Raw genomic sequence first — 22642 nt, forward strand, 5'->3', positions numbered from 1 at the left:
GTGATTACTTATGATAAGTCAAACTTTCACAATTATTAACCCAACAGGATTTCATGTTCGCCCAACTAAAACATTCGTTCAACTAGCTAGCTCATTTCCTTGTAAAATTACATTGCACTGTAATGGTAAGAAAGCAAATGGAAAAAGCTCACTTAGCATGTTGACACTCGGCTTAACAACAAATAGCGAGGTCTTACTTGAAACAGATGGTGATCAAGAGCAAGAAGCATTGAAAGCACTTGGGGAAGTACTAACGTCTCTTCACGACTAAGGAACATAAAGAGTTATAACAAAAAACAATACCCATATGAGCTATGAATGACTAATGTAACGTCATTGTCTCATATGGGTATTTTATTATTGAGACTGTTACGCTGTCATTTACATAAATATTAGCTTCGAATTGCCAAATCTACGCCTAGAACGCCCACAATGATATCATTTTCCCCGAAGATCGGAACTGAGATCGTTTGACAAAGTTGCTTAGTAATTGAAGATACATAATAGCTCGAATGAAAACTTTCTCCGTGCATAGCACGCTTCCACCATTCTCTACCTTTTGCATTAAGTAGTCCTGCATCTGGAATCGATACGATAAATGACCCATCCGCATAATTCGACCAGATCGCTTCAATCTCTGGCTTACTCTTCATCAATGCTCGTAAACTTGCATCGTGTATGATTGGATCAACGGATGTTATCGTTGAATCAGTAGCAGCCTGACGAAGCCACTGTACGATTTCCTCAGCGTTCGTATTAGCTACTTTATTCATAAGTTCAAATTCAACAAGATCAATCGCTGATTTCAAATCTTTTGATGATTTACCCATGTTATGGCTTATTCGTTCTAGCTTATGAATTTGCTTGCGTTGCTGTGTATTCATCTGTAATGTATCCTCAACTGCAACTAGCGTACCATTTACAAGTTCAACTGCCTCTTGCAGGCGTTCTATCACATGATTCGTCTGTTCCGTCTGATTGATACTGGACTGTTTCATATCATGTGCTAGTTGATCAACCTCTATGATGCGATTAACAATTGAGTCCATTCGCTCCTTATTGGTACTCATCTCAGCAACTCCACGATCTACTGCAGAACGTTCCTGTTCAACTGCATTAATGACGAGCTGTACACCTTTTTCAATCTCATTTACTAACTCAGTCGATTGTTTTACTGTATCACTACTTTGCTCTGCTAATCGTCGAATTTCACTAGCAACTACCGAGAATCCTCGCCCATATTCACCTGCATGTGCAGCTTCAATCGAAGCATTTAGAGCTAACAATGAAGTTTGAGAAACAATTTCTTGAATAAGAATATTCATCTCATAAATTTTAGAGGTATGTTTAATAAGATCTTCAATGTGATTGGTCATATTAGAGTTATTGTGTTTCAAATGGCCCATAACAGTCTCAGTTTCACCAAGTGAAGTTTGCATATCTAATGCGATCTGTTTGGTACCTTTACTTTGATCGTTAAGATGATAAGAGGCATTATTAATCTGATCAGTTGCAGCAGACACTTCTTGCAACGATGAAAAAGCTTCAATAATTTTACTTGTAGCAAGCTTACTACTATGACGTAATGATTGTTCTTGTATTTGTGTTTTATCAGCAATTACACTTAATTGTTCCATTGCTTGATCGACCTCATCTACTGCTGCTACAAGCTGGTCCGAGATAACAATGGATTCGTTATACAAGCCTTTCATTTGATCCATATAACGATTACTTTCCGTCTTATCTTCACGTTTTTTCGTCGACTTGAAAAACACATTACCCATATGTAATCAATCCTCCCATCAATCTGTAACATAATTACAATTATATCTTGAATGAGGAGTAAAAAAAAGAGGGGCAGACTTGCCCCTCCTTCTTTTATGTTATATTATCTGACCTAATTTTTGTGTTTTTTGTTGGATTGCTTAGATAATGATTGTTTTTCATTGTTTGAGTTAACATTTAGCTCTTGTGAAAACTCCGTATCTGGAGTCATACTCTGTGGATTTCCTTGCGGAATGTTACTTTTTGCGAATTGTTTATTATTATTTTTAGCCATTTGTAATCACCTCCCTAGACTAGTATGAGTAATTGGCATTTTCATATGCATCAATTTTCTCGCCTTTATTTGGGAGGCAAGGCAATAATTTTATATATATTTCATTAATTACGAATTACTTTGCTGTATTAATTGATCATGTACTTTATCATATCCAAGTTTAGCTAAATGCGTAATCAATCGTTCAGTCTTATCGACATCAGCATGAACCAATAATACTTGTAACGGTTGTAGTTCAAGCACCATCTTTTGGACATCAGGTAAACCTTGATGTATTTTATAGCGGATGGAGACGAATTCACATTTCTCTTCAGTGGACATATGAGCATCTTCACTCAGATGTCCTGTAAATACAATGGCATGTTTTGAATTGTCGCTTAACCACTTTCCGTAGCTACGTGCTGGCTCTGTAAGCATCATACCGTCAGTCGATAAAATAATATGTGGTTCACCTTTAAGTATTAACCTACGATCTACTTCTCCAGTAATATGTTTCACTTTGCTAATTGCTTTATCAATTTTGCTTAATGAATCACTACGCAACCACCGGTTTGCAGTCGACCATTGAGATAACCGTTCCCATTCATGAATCAAATTTATTTCCGCTGCAATAGGTAACTTAGGATGTTGTTCATTAATTTCAACAATAAGATCTAATCCTCTTCCAATTAACGGTACAGGCAATAACACATGCCCACCTCTTTTATGTACACTATCAAGTTTGTCCAATAGCTGTGCTAAATGGAATGATTGCTTCTCCGGAGAATCACCATACGCAGCATCCACAATCGCTACATCAATTTGTCGTCCCTTCAATAGCGATAGATCTGGCATCGTTGCCTGTAATAAGGAGGATTCAGAGCTATAGTCACCTGAATAAAAAACTAAAATTCCTTCAAGTTCAATTAGCATCCAAACTGCTCCTGGTAAATGTCCACTTGGTCCAAAGCAAATTCGTAGTCCTGGAAAAATTGATACCCAGCCATCCTCTTGTGTTTCTTCATCAAGAAAACGATAATGTAATTTTTCCCAATCAGTTGCTTCGTAAGGTATTTTCATACCTTGTGACATTACGTATGATCGCCAAGCACGGGCATATGCCGGCAATTGTCGGTGAGTTTCTCTTGTTAACCAAATATCTCCCATATATCCATACTGTAATAGTAAAGGTAGAGCCGCCATATGATCTTCATGAGCATGTGAAAGAAACACCGAATTTAATGAACGAACTTGATCTGCAACGATTTGTGGATATATTCCACCATATTCCTTTTTACCTCCACAATCTAGTAAGATCGAAAGTTCTTCACCCTCTACTCGGTAACAAGATCTTCCATGCTCACCTGCTCCTCCCCATACATCTACTTTCAGATGTCTTAGCATAAATTCCCTCACTTTCTGTCCGCACCGAGATGGTTCATTACAACCAATACTAACGTTGTCAATCCTACGGAGACAACTGCCATAGCCATACCTAATGACACTTCACCCTGCTCAAACTGACTAAAGATATAGGTAGCAGTTACTTGCATAGAAGGTGGCAGTACCATTAATGATGCTACTAGTTCACGAGCTGAAATCGTAAAGGTCATCATCCAACCAGCCAAAATACCAGGAATGAGCAAAGGCAATATTATTCTCCGAAAAATGTAAAATGATTGACCCCCAAAAACTCTTCCCGCCTGTAATAAACTATGATCAATCTGCCCTGCCGATGCTTTCACATATTGTACAGAATATGGTAAAAAGAACACTATATAAGTTAGAACGACCATAGCATATGTGTTATAAATCGGAATTGGCATCCAAGGAGCATTCCATAATAAAATTAATCCAACGACGATAACAATGCCAGGAACGGTATTAGGTAGAAGACTGAACATATCAAGACTACGCTGAGACCAACGCTTTAAGTTCCCCATCTGCAATACTAAGAAAGTACCAATAAGTACAGCTACCGTTGCAGCAATTGAAGCAAGTCCCATACTATTGATTAATGCTTGCCAACCTTTTGAACCAGGACGAAGTAGCTCCACATAATGTTCCAATGATAAATTACTCCAAGCAAGACCATCACCTCTCAACTTTTGCATCGAAGTAACGATAATCGAGAAATAAGGGATCCCAATTGAAAACAGTAACAATAAACCAATATAACCCCAGCCGAATATCGATCGCCAGCCATGCAAAGGTATTAAACGAGTTCGCATACCTTTCCCACCTAGCGTTTTATATTGATACTTTTGACTAATGACATTTTGTATGTACCAAAACAATAAACAAGCCCCAAGCAAAATGGATGCTAATGACGTAGCCTTACCAAAGTCTATTGGCCAACTTGAAGTAAAACGATGAATCTCACTAGTTAATACGTAATAGCCAATTTGTCTCCCAAATGTCGCAGGTGTTCCAAATTCAGCAATTGTTTTAACAAACACAAGTAAAGCACCCATAGCATAACTTCCTAGTAATAGCGGCAATATGACTCGTCTTAATAAATAAAACATATTACCACCATGTACACTGCCTGCTTCCTCCAATGAGCCTCCTATACGCATAAGTGCATTACGCAAAATGAGATATAGAAAAGGAAACAAATGCAAACTCATAATTGCTACCATCCCTAGCAAGCTGAAAAAGTGGGGAGTTATCCATGCAACAGCTGGAAACATCTGTTCTGCGAAGCCACGTCGCTGCATGAAAAGAATCCATCCCATAGATCCAATATAGGGCGGTGTCATGAAAGGGATAATAAGAACTACGTCAAGCCAAGCATGCCGTCCAATCGAAGTTCTAGCGGACAAAAAAGCCATCGGTAGAGCTAATAATGTAGAGCCAAGAACAACCCATCCTCCAAGTGCAATAGAGTTCCAAAAAATAGTGATAAGACCTGGATCAGACAGCACTTTTAGCGGAGCGAGCGCATCAAACGTGTCATCAGGAAACAAGCTGTGCAGCAATACCATGAGTAATGGAACCACTACTAACAATGTAAGTAGTAACAATCCCAATAGCATTCTCCACGAGGAAGCGGGGAGCTTTTGCCCCCCGCGAAATAAGTTTTTCATAACTTATTTGAATAGCTCCAGAAATTGTGCGCTAATTGTCTCACCTTGTTCGCTCATCCAGTTCCAGTCATAATTCAATAGCTTAATATCTTCGGTATTCGTTCTATTCTCAGCTTTAATATCAGCTCTCCCTGGTAATAAATATGCACCAGTAACAAGTGCTTGCGCTTCATCAGATAGAAGATAATCAATAAACAAGCGGGCATTTTCAACATTTGGTGAAGTTTTCATGATCATCGCTGCACGCGGATTAATTACTGTTCCACTTTCAGGATAAACAATATCAACTGGCTCGCCTTTTGCTTTTGCACTATATGCCATGTAGTCAACACCAGCCATTACCGCACTTTTTGCTCCTGTAATTACTGGATCCAATGCTTCCTTATTAGCACCAGCCATCGCTACACCATTTGCCTTCAACTCTTCGAACAAGGTCCAATTATTGTCACCCTTATCATTCAAGTAACCTGAAATAAAATCAAGTGCAGATCCTGATAAAGATGGATCAGGTATATTAACTAGTCCATTCCATTTAGCATCTGTCAAATCAGACCAATCAGTAGGTACCTCTGTAACTAATTTAGTATTATAAGTGATACCTAGTGCTGAAGCACTGTATCCAAACAAATGATAATCTGAATCTACCCAACCAGCCTGCAATTTATCAGCATTTTCTACTTCCGCATAACCTTGTACCCAGCCATCTGCCTTCATTGACATTGCAGTTGGCCATGAAGCTACAATAACAACATCTGCTATAGGATTGCTTTTCTCCGCTTCTAATCTGCCTAATACTTTTCCTGTTGTACCGTCAAATTGTTCAACTGTAATTCCGTATTTAGCTTCAAATCCTTCCTTAATCTTTGCGGCTAACCCTTCAGGACCAGCAGTATAAACAACTACTTTTCCAGAAGGCGCTTTTGCAGATTCTTTATTATCAGATTGTTCATTGGACTGAGTGATAGCTGGCTTCTCCGTAACAATTGGATTTGTACGATTGTTGTTCCCACCATTATTACTACCACAAGCTGTAAGTACACTACTTAAAGTCAATAACATCACAAGCGACCATTGCCAAGATACAAATTTCATTACTTTATTTTTCATTGCGTTCATTAGTTTACCTCCTTTAGTTTGCCTTGCTCTTTTTCCATTGACACTTCACGTATAGCTTCATACTTTTCTCCCAGCGTATGAATATGCTGCTGAGCAACAACTAACTGAACCTTTTCACCAAGCGATATTCGTTCGTTGTGATAAGCTGTCCAAACGGTACCATCTGCCAGCTTCACAGCTACTTCATAGCGATCACCGAAATATGAAACTCTGGTAACAACACCCTCAAATGTACGATCACCAAATCTTGCTATCCAGCGAACATTTTCGGGTCTCACCATTCGAATATTTGGCTCCACCCAATTGGAACGCCCCACGAATTGGGCAACGAATGGATGTGTTGGTGTATGATAGATTTCCTCTGGCTTACCTTGCTGAAGAACCTTACCTTGCTGCATAACGATGATGGTATCTGACATTGACATAGCTTCAGTTTGATCATGAGTAACATAAATAGCAGTCACACCTAATTTACGCACCATCTGAACGAGCTCTTCGCGCATTTCATCACGTAGTAATGCATCAAGTGCACTAAGTGGTTCATCAAACAGAATCAGACCAGCACGTGAAGCAATCGAACGAGCAAAGGCAACTCGTTGTTGTTGACCACCAGATAATTGATGTGGATATCGCTTCTCGAACCCTTGCAAACGGACTGCTTCAATAGCTTCCTTAACTTGCTCCGCAACTTCCTTGCGTTTTCCTCGCGCTTTAGGTCCAAATGCAATATTTTCATATACTGTCATATGTGGCCATAAAGCAAAATCCTGAAATACCATTCCTAGTTCCCTTTGCTGTGGTGGTATATTAACACCGTTACTTGGATCGCAAACTAACTTACCTCCGATTCGAATTGTCCCACTGTCTAGGCCTTCTAACCCAGCAATCAATCGTAGTAGCGTTGTTTTACCACAGCCCGATGGACCGAGCAACGTAGTAAAGGTTCCTGAAGCTATTTTCATATTGAGCGGATGAAGCGCAACTGTGCCGTCAAATGCTTTGGTTACGCCACTTAATTCCACCTCCATGTACTTCACTCCCTTCTCGTCTTCTCTTGCTTGTCTACAGAATAATCTTTATTCATCAGCTAAATATCTTCGTAGTGTTAAGTGTTTATTAAATAAACTATTAGTATCTTTACATTCTCATAGAGATAATCTATACTCCGAGTTGAAAATCTTCTTCTGGGGGCAATCCAATATGAATTTTATTAAGCTAGATATTCTTGTATTACTTGATCAACATAAAAAAATAACCGCCGTCGCAGACGCTCTGGGCGTTAAGCAACCGACGATTACCTTTCATATGAAAAGTCTAGAAGAGCAATATGGTGTACCCCTTTTCGAGACCTATGGTGGGCGCTACAAACTTACACGTGCTGGGACTGCATTACTTCATTATGCGCGAAAAATTAGAGCACTTGGACTTGAAGCGGGACGTATTATGGCTGAGCAACGCTCGCCTGAGAAGGGAATATTTCATATTGGGGCAAGTTACGTTGCCGGAACTTATTTGCTACCTGTGTGGATTCATCAATTTAGAGAAGCGTACCCTGAAGTAGAAGTGAGACTTACTATAAGAACTGCACCTGTAATTCGTCAAATGTTAGCTGAACGACAAATCGACATAGGCTTTATTTCAGCACAAAAAGCTAGCACCGAAGATGAACTGTATTACGAAGCGATCTGTGAAGATAAACTCGTCGTCGCCTATTCTGTAAATCATCCTCTTGCAAAAAAAAATAACATCCATCAAGTTATAACAGATTGTAATGACTTAACAGATGGCTTAACTAATATAACCCCCAACTTCAGTATGCACTCTAATGCGGATAAGTCTACTATATTACCTGAAGAGCTTGCAGCTTACCCTTTTCTACTTCATGGCTCACAATCTACAACTCGTGAGATGACCAATCATTGGGCACAAATCAACAATATTAGTTTTAAAAACGGGATAGAGATGGATTCTATAGAATCCATTAAACGTACACTAGTGTATGGGAACAATATAACATTCATCTCCTATACTGCTATTCAAGAAGAAGTTGCTTTTGGAAAGCTTGCTTGTGAGGATATTCATAAAGATTTACCACAGCGTATGATCTTCGTATGCTATAATCCTGAACGCTGGATATCCCCACAAATGAATGCTTTTCTCGAGATTATTAGAGAGCAAAAGCCGATCTGATTAAATTATCAGATCGGCTCTTTTATACAATACTATTGAGCTTTATTCGCGATTTCTTGTTGTACAAGAGCAATAAACTCAGCAATTGGCATAGAGCCAATATCACCTTCGCCACGTTTACGAATCGCAACAGTACCTGCTTGCATCTCGTTCTCGCCGACTACAAGCATATATGGAGCTTTCTCCAGTTGTGCTTCACGAATCTTGTAACCAAGCTTCTCATTGCGAAGATCTTTCTCTACACGAATTCCCGCTTCAAGCAATAGATCATTCACTTTCATTGCATACTCATCGTATACAATAGATACTGGGATGATTTTCGCTTGAACTGGTGATAACCATAGAGGAAGTGCACCTGCAAAGTTCTCGATCAAGTATGCAGTCATACGTTCCATTGTACTAATAATTCCACGGTGAATAACAACTGGACGATGTTTCTTACCGTCATCACCGATATATTCAAGTTCAAAACGCTCAGGTAGTAAGAAGTCTAATTGTGCAGTAGACAATGTTTCTTCTTTACCAAGTGCAGTTTTGATCTGTACATCTAGCTTAGGACCATAGAAAGCAGCTTCACCTTCCGCTTCAAAGAATGGAAGCTCAAGTTCTTCTACTACTTCACGCAACATACGTTGAGACATTTCCCACATCTCATCGTTTTGGAAGTACTTCTCAGTATCTTTAGGGTCACGATAAGATAGACGGAAGCGATATTCTTTAATTCCGAAATCTTCGTAAACTTTACGGATTAAGTTAACAACGCGAGCAAACTCTTCTTTAATTTGATCAGGACGACAGAAGATATGTGCATCATTCAATGTCATTGCACGTACACGGTGAAGACCAGTTAGAGCGCCTGACATTTCATAACGGTGCATTGTACCCATCTCAGCAATACGAACTGGAAGATCACGATAAGAACGCATATCGCTCTTATAAACCATCATATGATGCGGACAGTTCATCGGACGTAGGACAAGTTCTTCATTATCCATCTGCATTGGAGGGAACATATCTTCACTATAATGCTCCCAGTGACCAGAAATTTTATAAAGTTCAACGTTAGCTAGTACTGGAGTATATACATGCTCATAGCCTAGTCGTTCTTCAAGATCAACGATGTAACGTTCCATTGTTCTACGAACTTTAGAACCATTCGGCAACCATAGAGGAAGACCTTGTCCAACTTCACGAGAGAATGTGAACATTTTCAACTCTTTACCAAGTTTACGGTGGTCACGTTTTTTCGCTTCTTCTAGGAAATGAAGATGCTCATCAAGTTCTGCTTTCTTAGCAAATGCAGTACCGTAAATACGTTGTAGCATTTTGTTTTTAGAATCTCCACGCCAGTAAGCACCTGCTACACTAAGAAGCTTGAATGCTTTAATACGTCCTGTGCTTGGAAGATGCGGACCACGACATAGATCGAAGAATTCGCCTTGATCATAGATTGTAATCACGGAGTCCTCAGGAAGATCGTTAATCAATTCTAATTTCAAATTATCTTTAAGCTCAGTGAAAGTAGCTAGCGCCTCTGCACGAGAAACTTCGCGACGACGAATCGGAAGATTTTCACCAGCAATTCGAGTCATTTCTTTCTCAATTTTCACAAGATCTTCTGGAGTAAGTGATTGCTCCATATCTAGATCATAGTAGAAACCATCCTCAATAACAGGACCAATTCCTAGTTTCACATCTGCGTCTTTGTAAAGGCGTTTAATCGCTTGCGCCATTAAGTGAGCAGTACTATGGCGGTATACTTCAAGACCATCTGCACTATCTACAGTGACAATTTCAACAGTTGCGTCAGCTTCAATCGGTGCATATACATCCACAACTTTACCATTTACTTTACCTGCGATTGCATTTTTTTTCAGTCCAGAGCTAATCGATGCTGCAATATCTTCAGTAGTCGTTCCTACAGGATACTCACGTACAGCGCCGTCTGGGAAAGTTACATTAATACTCATTAAATACTACCTCCTAAAATTATTAAGTTTGTCTTTAACTACTTCTTGTCCATAAAATAAAGCACAAAAAAAGCACACATCCCAAAAAGGGACGAGTGCTTGTCATCTCGTGGTTCCACCCTACTTCAACTACAACAATTGCAGTCCTCGTAAAAATCTGATAACGGAGATATCCGGTATAACTTACTTCGTTCTTAGAACGTTCTGCTATACAGCTAAGAAGTGGTACATCTATGTGCTTCATGGAAGGAAATTTCAGCCTAGTTTCCTATCTCTGAGCCTGAGCGGCATAGTTGCTTGTCTTCGTCATTGCTATTACTTATAAGTAGTAAGAACATCGTGAAATGTTCTTCGTATATTCAATATTATAGATATTACGAACCTTTTCGTCAAGATGCATACAACGATGATTATGTTTCCATTTCTATAAACTATGTCGCTGTAGCATAATAGTAAACTGTTTAGTACTACAGTATTTATTGAAACGGGATAATCTCTTCTTGGTTACTGCGGCACATTGGACATGTCGTACATACTTGGGTACGTTCTCCGAAAATCGATTTAACAGTACGAATAACCTGATATTCATGATGTTTAGCATGAATCATAATTTTTTGTGGCGAAGCTGATATTAATGAGCTGATAACGATATCTTCAATGTTAATTTCCGTTTCCAACATCTCGGCAACAATCCGATCATTTTCATGTTTAATTTCTAGTGGTAACATTGCATCATCACATAGAATAAAACTATTTCCTTCTTGTTGAACGAGATGAACAATATCTATCCGAGTTTCTTGTAATTGCACAAAGTACTTCAACAAAGTCATAAACTCTTCGTACTGCTGATCAAGTATATATTCATCCATGGCATACTCTACAACTTCCTTCAATTCTCGTTTGTAGTTATGCATTCGAAAAGCGATGTACCCATCTAGATGTAACTCCGAATTGGTCTCAAGATGTAGATTAAGTTCTTCCGATATCTTATTGGATCTCCGCTGTCGATCTTCCTCGGTAAATTTCTTACCTAGCGGTTCCCATGGATCATTGTTCAAAATATTAAAGCAATACTGTGCTACACTTGCTGGCTTAATATTGTTTTTCTCACAGCGTTTTTGAATTAATGAAAATATAATACTTTCCTCACAATGTTCAACAATATATCGCCCTAACAATTTGGATACTAATTGATAAAGCATCGGTCCATGTAGTAAGAGTTGAAACATCGGCATCTGAGGCTCAAAGGTCAGCGTTTTACTTGCCATATCAACCTCCAATTCGATCGGTAAAGCAATGACATTCTGTCGATCACGCTTCTTCCGTTTGTCATTACTATGTATATAGGTCAACAGTTGCTCATTAATTAGTTGAACTAGCGGTTGCAAATGTTGCTCTTGGTGACTAGGGAAGTAAATCGTTAGTATACTCAATGTGATCACTCCTTTCTCCCATAAAGTATATGGTCAGTGGACACTGTATATACAGGGAAGAGTTTGGCATACATACAATAAATTATATAAACCTTGTACGAATAAAAATAAAAAAGGCTGTACAGCCCGTAAACTTCACAGTTTACAAGCCATACAACCTATACATTTCATAATATTACTATTAATTTAATTTATTAATACAAGTTCGTTTCATCTTCGATGTCGATTATACGTCGTTAGCGTAGTCATCGTGATCACAAGCATTGTAACAAAACCCAGCAATGTGTACGGTACGAGTACACGAGCGGTCAAGAGCACGAAGCTTACAATAAAGGTTCAAAAAGCGAGCTTTCGCAAGCCGAGAAGATGGAGCGTTACTTGAGAAAGGCGGAAGCGCAAGTGTACATGATTACGTACACGCGAACCGTACTTTCCAATTTCGCTTCATATTCGATGCCGACTACGCTACGACAGCATAATCATCGTTATCAAAGTCCGCTTATTGAACTTCCTCTTACAATGAAGGTTCAAAACATTCACTTGTCAGCACCAAGAAGATGCCATGAAGCTAGGAAACGAGAAGCGGAGTGTACGTTATTGGTACACGAGCACTCGCAGGCTTCCGATGAATGGCAGCTTCGATGCCGACTACGCTACAACGCGTTACATCGTGATCACGAGTGGATGTTTTGAACTTCCTCTACGGCAGCGGCTAGTGCTTGGTCTAGGTCTGCTATTAAGTCATCCACATGCTCAATACCAACAGAGAAACGAAGTAAGCGATCATCGACACCAATAGCTTGGCGAATTTCTAGTGGAATATCTGCATGTGTTTGCACTGCTGGATACGTCATTAATGATTCTACCCCGCCCAGACTTTCTGCAAATGCAATCAACTTCACATTACGAAGTATCGGAGCTACATAACGTGCATCCTTCACTTTGAATGAGAAGATCCCCGTGTTACCAGATGCTTGCTTATTCTGAATATCATGTCCGGGATGCGTTACCAATGCAGGATAGAACACTTCAGCTATCGCTGGGTGAGTCAACAGATGATTGGCAATTGCTGTTGCATTCGATTGATGGCGTTCCATTCGAAGAGCTAATGTTTTCATACCTCTAGTAAGTAAGAATGAATCCTGTGGTCCAAGTACTGCACCAATAGAATTATGAAGAATAGCCATCTCTTGCGACAATGCTTCGCCCTTCGTCACAATTAGACCTGCGAGCACATCATTATGACCACCAAGATACTTCGTCGCACTATGAATGACGATATCTGCTCCTAATTCAATCGGTCGTTGGTAATATGGCGTTAGTAATGTATTGTCTACAATCGTAAGTAGACCATTAGCTTTTGCCCATGTTGTTACTTTCTCAATATCGGTAACCATCATTAACGGATTAGTAGGTGTTTCGATTAAAACTGCTTTCGTATTAGGAAGCAAACTGGATTGCAAATCATCTAAACTATTTGTATCTACATAAGTTGCTGTTACACCAAACCGAGACATAACACGCTCTAATAGACGATATGTTCCACCGTACAGATCAAGAGATACAATTAGATGATCACCTGAACTGAAGTAAGCAAAGATTGTTTGTAGGGCAGCCATGCCCGAGCTACAGGCAAAAGCTGCATCTCCAGATTCCAATTGAGCCACTGCTTCTTCTAAAACAGAACGTGTAGGACTTTTTGTTCTTGCATAATCAAAGCCAGTACTTTCGCCTAATGCTGGATGACGAAATGCTGTTGCCTGATAAATGGGAAAGCTTACAGCTCCCGTTACTGTATCTTTTTGCGAACCAATTTGTGCCAAGCGACTTTCAATTTTCATGAAATTACTCTCTCCCATTCATCCTATATCCCTGCGCCTAATTCATAAGGCGTAAGTTGATAAACATAATAATTTAACCAGTTTGAGTATAACAAATTAGCATGTGCTCTCCATGTAGAAATTGGAGTGCGATCTGGGTTATCTCCAGGGAAATAATTTTTAGGAACTTCAATCTCAAGACCTTTGGCTTTGTCTCGGTCATATTCGAATTTTAATGACGCAGCATCGTATTCAGAATGACCTGTTACGAAAATCTGCTTGCCTCCCTTGGAAGCAATAATATATAAACCTGCATCCTCGGATTCTGACCATATTTCAAGCTCATCGATTTGTTCCACATCTTCACGACGCACCTCAGTATGACGTGACTGTGGTACAAAGAACATTTCATCAAAGCCACGTAGTAGAGGAACATTTCGTGTGCTTAGACTATGTGGATAAACTCCGAACATCTTCTCGTCCAACTGATATTTCGGAACACCGAAATGATGGTAAAGTCCTGCTTGTGCTGCCCAACAAATATGGAAAGTAGAAGTAACATGTAGTTTACTCCAGTCCATAATTTGAGTTAACTCTTCCCAATAGTTTACTTCTTCAAAAGGTAGATTTTCTACAGGTGCACCAGTGATGATCATTCCATCAAAATATTGATGTTCTATCTCATCAAAAGTTTTGTAAAAGCTCGTTAGATGGTCCGATGATGTATTCTTAGATGTATGAGTCTTAGGGTGTAACAACACAGCTTCAACCTGTAGTGGTGTGTTACCAATCAAACGTAACAATTGAGTTTCAGTTGTTTCTTTCGTCGGCATTAAATTAAGAATCACAATTCGCAGTGGTCGAATATCCTGTTTGTAGGCAATGCTTTCATCCATCGTAAAGATGTTCTCACTCATAAGAACTTCCTTAGCCGGTAGAGAATCTGGAATTTTGATTGGCATAACACTCACTCCTTAGACTTTTCATAACTGCTTGAATATACTTCTCGTAAATGAAAAGTACTTCGTAAGCAAAACTAACTTTTCATAACTGCTTGAATATACTTCCTGTAAATGAAAAGCACATCGGAAGCATTACCTAAATTTTCATAACTGCCTGGATATACTTCTCGTAAATGAAAAGTACCTCGGAAACAAAACTAACTTTTACGGTCTTTTGATCCACTTTTTGTAAATAAAAGTAGATCCATACATGGAAATGTATATAAAAAAAGACCTTTCTGGATTGAGAAAAGGTCTATCTATCGTAACCTCTCTCTCATCTCTCAGAAACTTAAATTTCCGCAAGATTTAGCACCGTGCATAAAATGCCGGTTGCCGGGCTTCATAGGGCTTTTCCCTCCGCCTGCTCTTGATAAGAAAGTAGCATATTCAATTGTCACTAATATCACTACTTTATAGCATTATTTGTGCTACGTCAAGAACATGATTATCAATCATTTTTTATTATTTTCTAGAAATTTATATTGAATGATTCGGACACATCAGAGTATACTAGACAAGGATTCATGGGCTTTTTAAGTGTAATCCTATTTCATCACTAGCATATGTATGCTCTCTAAATGTTGAGGTATGCTACAGTTAAGTAGAAAACCATTATTATTAATGAAGCAAAGGAGTGTGTGGCTTAGATGGACGATGATCGACCGAGTACCTGGCAATTTCATATTTGGACGCTACCATTAAAGCTTGCTAACGATGGTTGCTCATCTCTATTCCCACAGCCATTACGCTACTATTATAGATGACAACAACGTAAGCAATATAGTTTTTAAGTAGCTCCTCCAGACGGGAAGGAGAACTATTATGAAAATTAGACATGTTAAAAGCGGAAACTTTAGTTTAATTGAAAATATTGAAGATACTGTAAGACCACCTAGCGAGGGATTTTACTGGATCGATGCTGATGTAGAAGATCTAACTGTTCTACAACCAATATTCGGTATGCATGATCTTGCGGTTGAAGACTGTTTGACTGAAGAAGAGCAACGTCCGAAAATTGAAATTTATGAAAGTCATTATTTTATCGTTGTAAATAGTATACGTTTCGATGATGAAGAATTTTTCTTACGTGCCCTTAATATTTTCTTAGGTAAACATTTTATTATTACGGTGACGAAGCAGAAAATTAACGAGTTGCGTACACTGAAACCTATTCTTTGGGAACAAGAGGTAACACGGCCTGATCAATTCCTCTATCACTTAGTGGATTTAGTTATTGATAATTATGCACTAGTCGGTGACCGGATTGAGCTTCGAATCGAAGTACTTGAAGAAGATATTTTGATGCACACCAAGAAATCTCATTTGAATGAAATTATCGGTCTTCGAAGTGAAATATTGTGGTTGAAAAAGGTGCTCGGTCCTCAACGAGAACTCATTGCAACTTTAATCAAGAAAGAACTCAAATTGATTGATGATCAACTACAGAAATATTTCAGTGACGTATACGAGAACGCATTGAAAACTGCTGAATCTTTTGATACGTATCGAGATCTAATGGGTAACTTACGCGAGGCCTACCAGTCATCACTATCCAGTCGTGCCAATGAAATTATGAGAGTGTTTACAGCTATTACTACGATTTTCATGCCACTAACTTTTATTACAGGTATTTATGGTATGAACTTCGATACGATTCCTGGTATTCACTTCAAGTATGGAGCTTATGTTGTACTTGGGATTATGATTACGCTAGGAATAAGTATGTATATTATTTTCCGCAAAAAAGAATGGCTATAAGTGCATTTTTATAAACGCTAACTTCCTTAGATGTACTGAATGTTTGACTTTCAGTACATCTAAGGAAGTTTTTTCGTTATATTTACTCAAATAATATGCTACTACCTTTGTTGCAGACGAAATTTATGAAGTAAATTGAACTAATATCCAATTATTTTTGCCCATTGTGTTTGAATTCGCTATAATAGAGGATAGCTCCATCGAGTTGAACTATTCGAGAAGGGGGATTGGCAGAATTGAATATTAGTCAGCTAGAAACCTTACTTACAATTTCGAAAACGATGAGCTTTCGAAAGGCAGGTGAGCTTTTGAATTTGACTCAGCCAGCTGTATCGGCACAAATCAAAAGCTTAGAAGAAGAATTCAATACTATTTTGATTGATCGTAATCAACCTGTCACTTTAACTGAACATGGACAAGTTTTTCTTGAACATGCTGAACGAATGCTCTCGATCGTTGATGACTTAAAGCAAAGACTTTCAGATCTTAACGATAATCCACAAGGCCACATTGTTTTAGGAACAACAGCTTCTATCGCGGTCCAAGTACTACCACGAGTCCTTTCCTATTTTCAAAATCAATATCCTTTAATCAAAACAACGATTCATACGATGCCCTCTTCTCAAGTTATGAGTAGTGTGGATAACGGAAGCGTAGATATTGGTATTACTTATTTAACTGAAAAAAATGCTAATATAAGTTCCTCCATCCTATATTATGATACATTCGAATTAATTGTAGCTCCTGAAAACCCATTAAGCTCTTATGATTATATTACAATAGATCAATTGCAACAGACGCCACTCATCATGCTTGCTCCTGATACTTTAGGCAGAAGATTTGTAGATAAAATATGTAAGACGCATAACCTCACTCCTAATATTGTGATGGAATTGTCTAGTAGTGAAGAAGTAAAAAGAATGGTAGAGATCAATCTGGGAGCTGCGATTGTATCTAAATTATCTATTGAGCAAGAGCTTAAGTTAGGCACTTTAAAAATAATTAGAGTAGAAGAGCTTGAAGCTACACATCCTGTAGGTGTTGTGTATAAATCAGGTCGATACATTAATTCAGCTATGCAACAATTTATTAGCGATTTGAAGGGGATGCCTGAGTATAAATTTATGAATGCCGAGTAATAAGTGGAAATTCATAAATCAGACTTTGATAACGAAGATTATGCTTACGTAGCGCACTCGTCGTCGAATATATAGCGAACTTGCGAAGTCCGGGCCGCGTGTACCAATTATGTACACTTGCGCTTCCTCCTTCTACAAGTAGCGCTCTATCTTCTCGGTTCTGAAAGCCTGCTTTATGAATCTTTATTGGAAGAGGTAGTTCATAAATCAGATATCCATAACCCGTTAGTTAAGCTTCCAATGTACTTTTCAATCTCAAGGAAGCTAGTCAACAAAGTAATTGAAAAGTTTTAGGAGGATTGCAAATGAGTACAATTGACAATAACAACCGTGTTAAATTTGATCTTCACACCCATCATAAACGTTGTGGGCATGCTGACGGTGTAATTGAAGATTACATTCAATCTGCAATTGCACAAGGCTTCCAAGCCATTGGTATTTCAGATCATACACCTTACTTTTCACATAACGATGACCATCCTTTCCCGGGGATCGCGATGGCCAGAAGTGAATTTTCAAATTACATCGCAGAAGTACAATCGTTGAAACAGAAATACAATGGAAAAATTGATGTGTTGCTCGGAATAGAATCTGATTTCTTCCCACAACATGTTAGTTTATACGAAACAGCCTTGAATGAAGTACCTTTCGATTATGTTATTGGTTCTGTTCATCAAGTATCAGGTGTTAGTATTTTCAACAAAAACCGCTGGAAAGGTCTAACCGATCAAGAAAAAATCGAAACCAAAGAACTCTACTATGATCTTATAGCTCAATCTGCTCGTAGTGGGCTGTTCCAAATTCTTGGTCATATCGATGCAATGAAAGGTTATTATCCTCCATTTTCTGATATCCCTACTAGCAGTAAAATCGATGAAACATTAAAAATCATTGCTGACTGTAATGTAGCAATCGAAATCAATACATCTGGTAGTACTAAAGATGTTGGTGGATGGTATCCTTCTGATGATATTTTGGCAAGAGCATTTCATTACGGTGTGAAAGTAACTTTTGGGTCTGATGCTCATACTCCAAAACGTATCGGTGATGATTTCAATGAAGTAGCCAATCGACTGAAAGAAATCGGATATACGAGTTGGGTGTATTATAAAAACCGTCAAGCCATTGAAGTTTCATTGTAACTACTGCTTGCCTAAACAGTAAATATTTATATATTATTTGTTTGTTGAATACCTTTCTAACTTAAGAAGTTGTTAAGTAAGAGAGGTTTTTTCATGCGCGTTACTTTAACAGGCTTATGATAACATCGAGGACGTGGTTAATTTGTGGCTATTTCTATCAATTCTAAGTGCAATCGTATTCGGAACTGCAGGTTGGTGGATGAAAGTCTCCCAGATGAAAAGGGGTTCAGTGAACACACTGCTCTTAGCATTGTATATCGTTGGTGCATTAGGATTTGGCGTTAATTCCATAATCGACGGTTCATACATTCAATTACTTGATCTACATATATGGATTGCTGGACTAATCATTGGTCTAGGGTCAGCTTTAGGTAATCTATACTTCATGAGAGCACTAGATACTGGACCAGCTACCCTTACTTCACCATTAACAAATATGAACATCGTTCTAGTCGTATTACTTGGTACTCTGGTATATGGAGAATTGCTTGTTCCAATACAAATTTTCAGTATTATACTATTAATATTTGCTACCATTCTAATCACCCAGAAGAAAGAATCAAAAAGCATCACGTCTTCATGGTGGTATGGGTTTATATTACTAGCTATAATTATGTTCACCATTCGTAACGGTGGTTTGAAAGTAACAGAAGAGCTTGGCTATGAAAGTGCTCCTGTTTTATTTGTCGCTTATTTCATGGCAATCTTCTTCTATTTGAAACCTGTAGTTAATGATCGAAGTTCATCCTCAAATTCTAAAGCAATTGGTTGGAGATATGGTGCTGTAACTGGTCTATTATCTTACGGTGGATTACAGTTATATGCAGTTGCATTGCAATATGGGCAGTCTAATCTAGTTGCACCAATCTTCGCAACAAACGGACTTATTGTTACTATTTTTTCCATTATTATTTACAAAGAAAGATTATCTCGTATACAATGGGTGGCATTTGCATCACTTTTGCTTGGATTAATCTGTATTCGTATTACGTTGTAAATTTATTAATTACTATTCACTCCATATTTGACCATCGACATACTTCGCTAAAGGCACTTACTTTTTTTTAGTTTGTATGCTACAATAAATGTTAAGGATGGTGATATGAATGGACTATACAATGATGTGCCCGAGGTATGAATCAGCTGCTGATTTATTAGGGAAGAAATGGACTGGTAGGATCATTCATGTTTTATTGGGCGGACCTAAACGTTTCAAAGATATAAAAGAACAAATACCAGAAATGAGCGACAAAATGCTTACAGACCGTATGAAGGAATTAGAAGCTGTTGGTGTCGTTGTAAGAAATGTATATCCTGAAATGCCCGTGCGTATAGAATATGAATTGACTGAAAAAGGACGGGATCTTGAACCTGTCATCTGCTCCATTCAAGAGTGGGCTGAGAAATGGATTGGCTAAGCAAATAGAGCTGGATTAGCGGAATGAATCGTTCCCTAATCCAGCTCTATTTGTTTTAATTAGAATCTTAATGATCCTCAAACAAGTCGTAATATTTGTTCTTTAGCATTTCCATCACTTAATCCCCCGTGATAACAAACAATTTTATCTATAAGGGCAGCTTCGACGTCGAATATGCTACGCCAGTGTTACCGCTTAATCACCCGTGGACGTTTTGAACTTCCATTCCAATAAGGTTCAAAACGTTCGAGGGTCAGTTCCAAGAAGATGCCCTTCAGCGTAAACGAGTAGCACAGCGTACGTTGTTGGTACGCGAGCACACGCAGGCTTTCGATGGAGGGCATCTTCGACGCCGAATATGCTACGTCAGTGTTACCGCGTAATCACCCGTGGACGTCTTGAACTTCCATTCCAATAAGGTTCAAAACGTTCGCGGGTCAGTTCTAAGAAGATGCCCTTCAGCGTAAACGAGTAGCACAGCGTACGTTGTTGGTACGCGAGCACACGCAGGCTTTCGATGGAGGGCATCTTCGACGCCGAATATGCTACGTCAGTGTTACCGCGTAATCACCCTCGGACGTTTTGAACTTCATCTCAGAAAGGGTAGACTAGTGGTAAAGTTAGGACCATTACAACCCCCAGTAAAATCTGTGCAGGTAATCCTACTTTGACATAATCCATAAACTTGTATTTCCCAACTCCCATCACCAGTGCGTTAGGTGGTGTTGAGAACGGTACGGCAAAGCACATACTCGCACCAATCGATACAGCTAACATAAATGGAACTGGATTAACATCCAGAGCTATTGCTGCAGATAAAGCAATAGGTGCAAATAGCACTGCACAAGCAGTATTACTTACAAATAACGTCATCAAAGAAGTTGCAAAATACACACCAGCAAGCAATACTAACGGTCCATATCCCCCTAGCCCAATAACTAGCTTCTCAGATAATAGTGCAGCTGCCCCAGTCTTCTCGATTGCTGTAGACATAGGTATCATCGCTCCAATGAGTACAATACTCTCCCAATTTACCGTTTTGTAAGCTGATTCCATATTCGGTAAACATCCTGTAACAACCATCATAATTGCGGCGACCATCACACATACGACTGCGGGTACAACATTAACAATCATCCCTACAATCATTAGTACCATAATTAATGCAGCAATAGGAGCTTTATGAAGCAATGGTATACTCGCAGCTGCCTTTGCAGGTTGTCCAACCACTACAACATCCTCATGTTCTAACGATAATCGAGCAATGTGTTTCCATTCTCCTTGAATGAGAATCGCATCTCCAGACTTAATCTTCTCTTCTTTCAATTCATTCAACACATAAGTTCCTTTACGTTGAATACCAAGAATATTAACATTGTAATTCTCACGAAAACCTGAATGCTTTACTAATTGATTAATATGACGGGAATTAGACGGAATAAGGATCTCGGCAATGCCAATTTCAGGCGTAGTTAACTCTTCAAGTGTAGCAGAATAATCTTTCTCTATAATCTCATCACTAATCATAGAGAGTTTCTGATGTTTAGCAAATTGTTCAATATCTTCATAATTACCTGTAACATATATAATATCTCTAGGATGAAGTCTTGTCTCTGGTCCAGCGATTTCTTGATTAATTGTTTTGAAAAATGGATTTTTATGAGATTGACGTCTTCTAACCTCATTAATATGTACGCGATATAAACTTGCTAAAGATAGTTCTTTCAATGTTTTCTCAAGCATTGGTGAACCTTCATTCACTTGGATCCGATATAAATTTTGCGCTAACCTATATTGCTGCGCTAGTTCATCTAATGACCGCTCTTTTTTCCTTCTAGAATTGCTCTTATTTTTCCCTTTCAGCACAATTTTACTGAAAAAGATTATAAGTACTGTTCCTGCAACTAAACAGATTAGACCTGTAGGCGCAAAGCCAAAGAAGCTAATCCCTTTAAAACCTGCTTTTTCTAACGTTTCACTTACCACCATATTTGGAGGGCTCCCAATTAAAGTTAACATCCCTCCTAGACTACCTGAAAATGCCAATGGCATAAGTAATCTTCTCGTACTCACTTGAGCTTGATTAGCTAGACTTATTACAATTGGGAGCATCACTGCAATTGTCCCTGTATTACTAATAAATGCACCTACAAAGGATGTGGATAGCATCACCGTAACAAGTAATCTCGTTTCATTCGTACCTGCCAAATTCAATAGTTTACTACTTACAATTTTGGCAAGACCCGTTTGAAAGATTGCTCCTCCTACTATAAATAAACCAATCATCATAATAACGACCGAACTTGCAAACCCAGCTAATGCTTCTCCTGTATCGAGAATATTAAGAATGACCAATAAACTTAAAGCACTGACGGCCACAAGATCTGAACGAACTTTACCACTCACGAACATTATTGATGCTAATAATAATATTATTAAAGTTAAGATCATATCTATGTTCAAACTCGTCACCCCCTATCATGCTCTCCAATTATGTTATCACTCAAACTCTCATCTTTCTGTGA

Annotated in this window: 18 protein-coding genes, 1 riboswitch and 1 other annotated feature; of the genes, 7 read left to right on the forward strand and 11 right to left on the reverse strand. The window is 38.6% G+C overall.

Annotated elements, in window-relative coordinates; all coding sequences use genetic code 11:
- The first annotated feature begins 10 nt into the window (after positions 1–10).
- Positions 11–271: an HPr family phosphocarrier protein gene (locus NAG76_00315; protein ID URN94740.1), complete on the forward strand. Its 261-nt coding sequence runs from the start codon at positions 11–13 to the stop codon at positions 269–271.
- A gap of 121 nt (positions 272–392) precedes the next feature.
- On the opposite strand, the gene NAG76_00320 is transcribed toward NAG76_00315, so the two are convergent.
- The 6 genes from NAG76_00320 to NAG76_00345 all read right to left on the reverse strand — a co-directional run bounded on the left by NAG76_00320 (position 393) and on the right by NAG76_00345 (position 7271).
- Positions 393–1784, reverse strand: coding sequence for a methyl-accepting chemotaxis protein (locus NAG76_00320; GenBank protein ID URN94741.1), 1392 nt, complete (start codon positions 1782–1784; stop codon positions 393–395).
- 113 nt (positions 1785–1897) lie between these two features.
- A complete protein-coding gene (locus NAG76_00325; GenBank protein ID URN94742.1) occupies positions 1898–2059 on the reverse strand; it encodes a hypothetical protein in 162 nt (53 codons plus the stop codon).
- Positions 2060–2167: 108 nt separating this feature from the next.
- Entirely contained in the window at positions 2168–3442 is a 1275-nt protein-coding gene (locus NAG76_00330; protein ID URN94743.1) for an MBL fold metallo-hydrolase, read from the reverse strand.
- Positions 3443–3450: 8 nt separating this feature from the next.
- Positions 3451–5076, reverse strand: a complete 1626-nt coding sequence (locus NAG76_00335) for an iron ABC transporter permease (GenBank protein URN94744.1) — start codon at positions 5074–5076, stop codon at positions 3451–3453.
- A gap of 54 nt (positions 5077–5130) precedes the next feature.
- Positions 5131–6243 (reverse strand): ABC transporter substrate-binding protein, encoded by a 1113-nt coding sequence (locus tag NAG76_00340; GenBank protein URN94745.1) that lies wholly within the window; start codon positions 6241–6243, stop codon positions 5131–5133.
- Entirely contained in the window at positions 6243–7271 is a 1029-nt protein-coding gene (locus NAG76_00345; GenBank protein ID URN94746.1) for an ABC transporter ATP-binding protein, read from the reverse strand. Before NAG76_00345 ends, NAG76_00340 begins: the two co-directional genes overlap by 1 nt.
- 172 nt (positions 7272–7443) lie before the next feature.
- Here NAG76_00345 and NAG76_00350 point away from each other — a divergent pair, with 172 nt between their 5' ends.
- Entirely contained in the window at positions 7444–8433 is a 990-nt protein-coding gene (locus NAG76_00350) for a LysR family transcriptional regulator (GenBank protein ID URN94747.1), read from the forward strand.
- A gap of 32 nt (positions 8434–8465) precedes the next feature.
- On the opposite strand, the gene thrS is transcribed toward NAG76_00350, so the two are convergent.
- From thrS to metA, 4 genes are all read right to left on the reverse strand, one after another.
- Positions 8466–10403 (reverse strand): threonine--tRNA ligase, encoded by a 1938-nt coding sequence (thrS, locus tag NAG76_00355; protein ID URN94748.1) that lies wholly within the window; start codon positions 10401–10403, stop codon positions 8466–8468.
- A gap of 84 nt (positions 10404–10487) precedes the next feature.
- Positions 10488–10722, reverse strand: a binding site (T-box leader).
- Positions 10723–10879: 157 nt separating this feature from the next.
- Positions 10880–11836 carry a putative sporulation protein YtxC gene (locus tag NAG76_00360; protein URN94749.1) on the reverse strand — a complete coding sequence of 319 codons (957 nt, stop codon included), beginning with the start codon at positions 11834–11836 and terminating at the stop codon, positions 10880–10882.
- A gap of 674 nt (positions 11837–12510) precedes the next feature.
- Positions 12511–13677, reverse strand: a complete 1167-nt coding sequence (locus tag NAG76_00365; protein URN94750.1) for a PLP-dependent transferase — start codon at positions 13675–13677, stop codon at positions 12511–12513.
- 23 nt (positions 13678–13700) lie between these two features.
- Complete coding sequence (gene metA, locus NAG76_00370; GenBank protein URN94751.1) at positions 13701–14618, reverse strand: homoserine O-succinyltransferase; 918 nt, start codon at positions 14616–14618, stop codon at positions 13701–13703.
- A 313-nt stretch (positions 14619–14931) separates the two neighbouring features.
- Positions 14932–15037: riboswitch (SAM riboswitch) on the reverse strand.
- Positions 15038–15482: 445 nt separating this feature from the next.
- Here metA and corA point away from each other — a divergent pair.
- The 5 genes from corA to NAG76_00395 all read left to right on the forward strand — a co-directional run bounded on the left by corA (position 15483) and on the right by NAG76_00395 (position 20117).
- The gene (gene corA, locus NAG76_00375; protein ID URN94752.1) at positions 15483–16418 is read left to right on the forward strand and encodes a magnesium/cobalt transporter CorA; all 936 of its coding nucleotides are present in this window, start codon (positions 15483–15485) and stop codon (positions 16416–16418) included.
- Positions 16419–16654: 236 nt separating this feature from the next.
- On the forward strand, positions 16655–17557 hold the full coding sequence (locus NAG76_00380) for a LysR family transcriptional regulator (protein URN94753.1): 903 nt from the start codon (positions 16655–16657) through the stop codon (positions 17555–17557).
- Positions 17558–17862: 305 nt separating this feature from the next.
- Complete coding sequence (locus NAG76_00385; protein URN94754.1) at positions 17863–18699, forward strand: histidinol-phosphatase; 837 nt, start codon at positions 17863–17865, stop codon at positions 18697–18699.
- Between the two features lie 142 nt (positions 18700–18841).
- Entirely contained in the window at positions 18842–19696 is an 855-nt protein-coding gene (locus NAG76_00390) for a DMT family transporter (protein ID URN94755.1), read from the forward strand.
- A gap of 109 nt (positions 19697–19805) precedes the next feature.
- Entirely contained in the window at positions 19806–20117 is a 312-nt protein-coding gene (locus tag NAG76_00395) for a helix-turn-helix transcriptional regulator (protein URN94756.1), read from the forward strand.
- Positions 20118–20711: 594 nt separating this feature from the next.
- On the opposite strand, the gene NAG76_00400 is transcribed toward NAG76_00395, so the two are convergent.
- On the reverse strand, positions 20712–22580 hold the full coding sequence (locus NAG76_00400) for an SLC13 family permease (GenBank protein ID URN94757.1): 1869 nt from the start codon (positions 22578–22580) through the stop codon (positions 20712–20714).
- Positions 22581–22642: the final 62 nt, after the last annotated feature.

The sequence above is a fragment of the Candidatus Pristimantibacillus lignocellulolyticus genome (assembly GCA_023639215.1).
GTDB lineage: Bacteria > Bacillota > Bacilli > Paenibacillales > Paenibacillaceae > Pristimantibacillus > Pristimantibacillus lignocellulolyticus.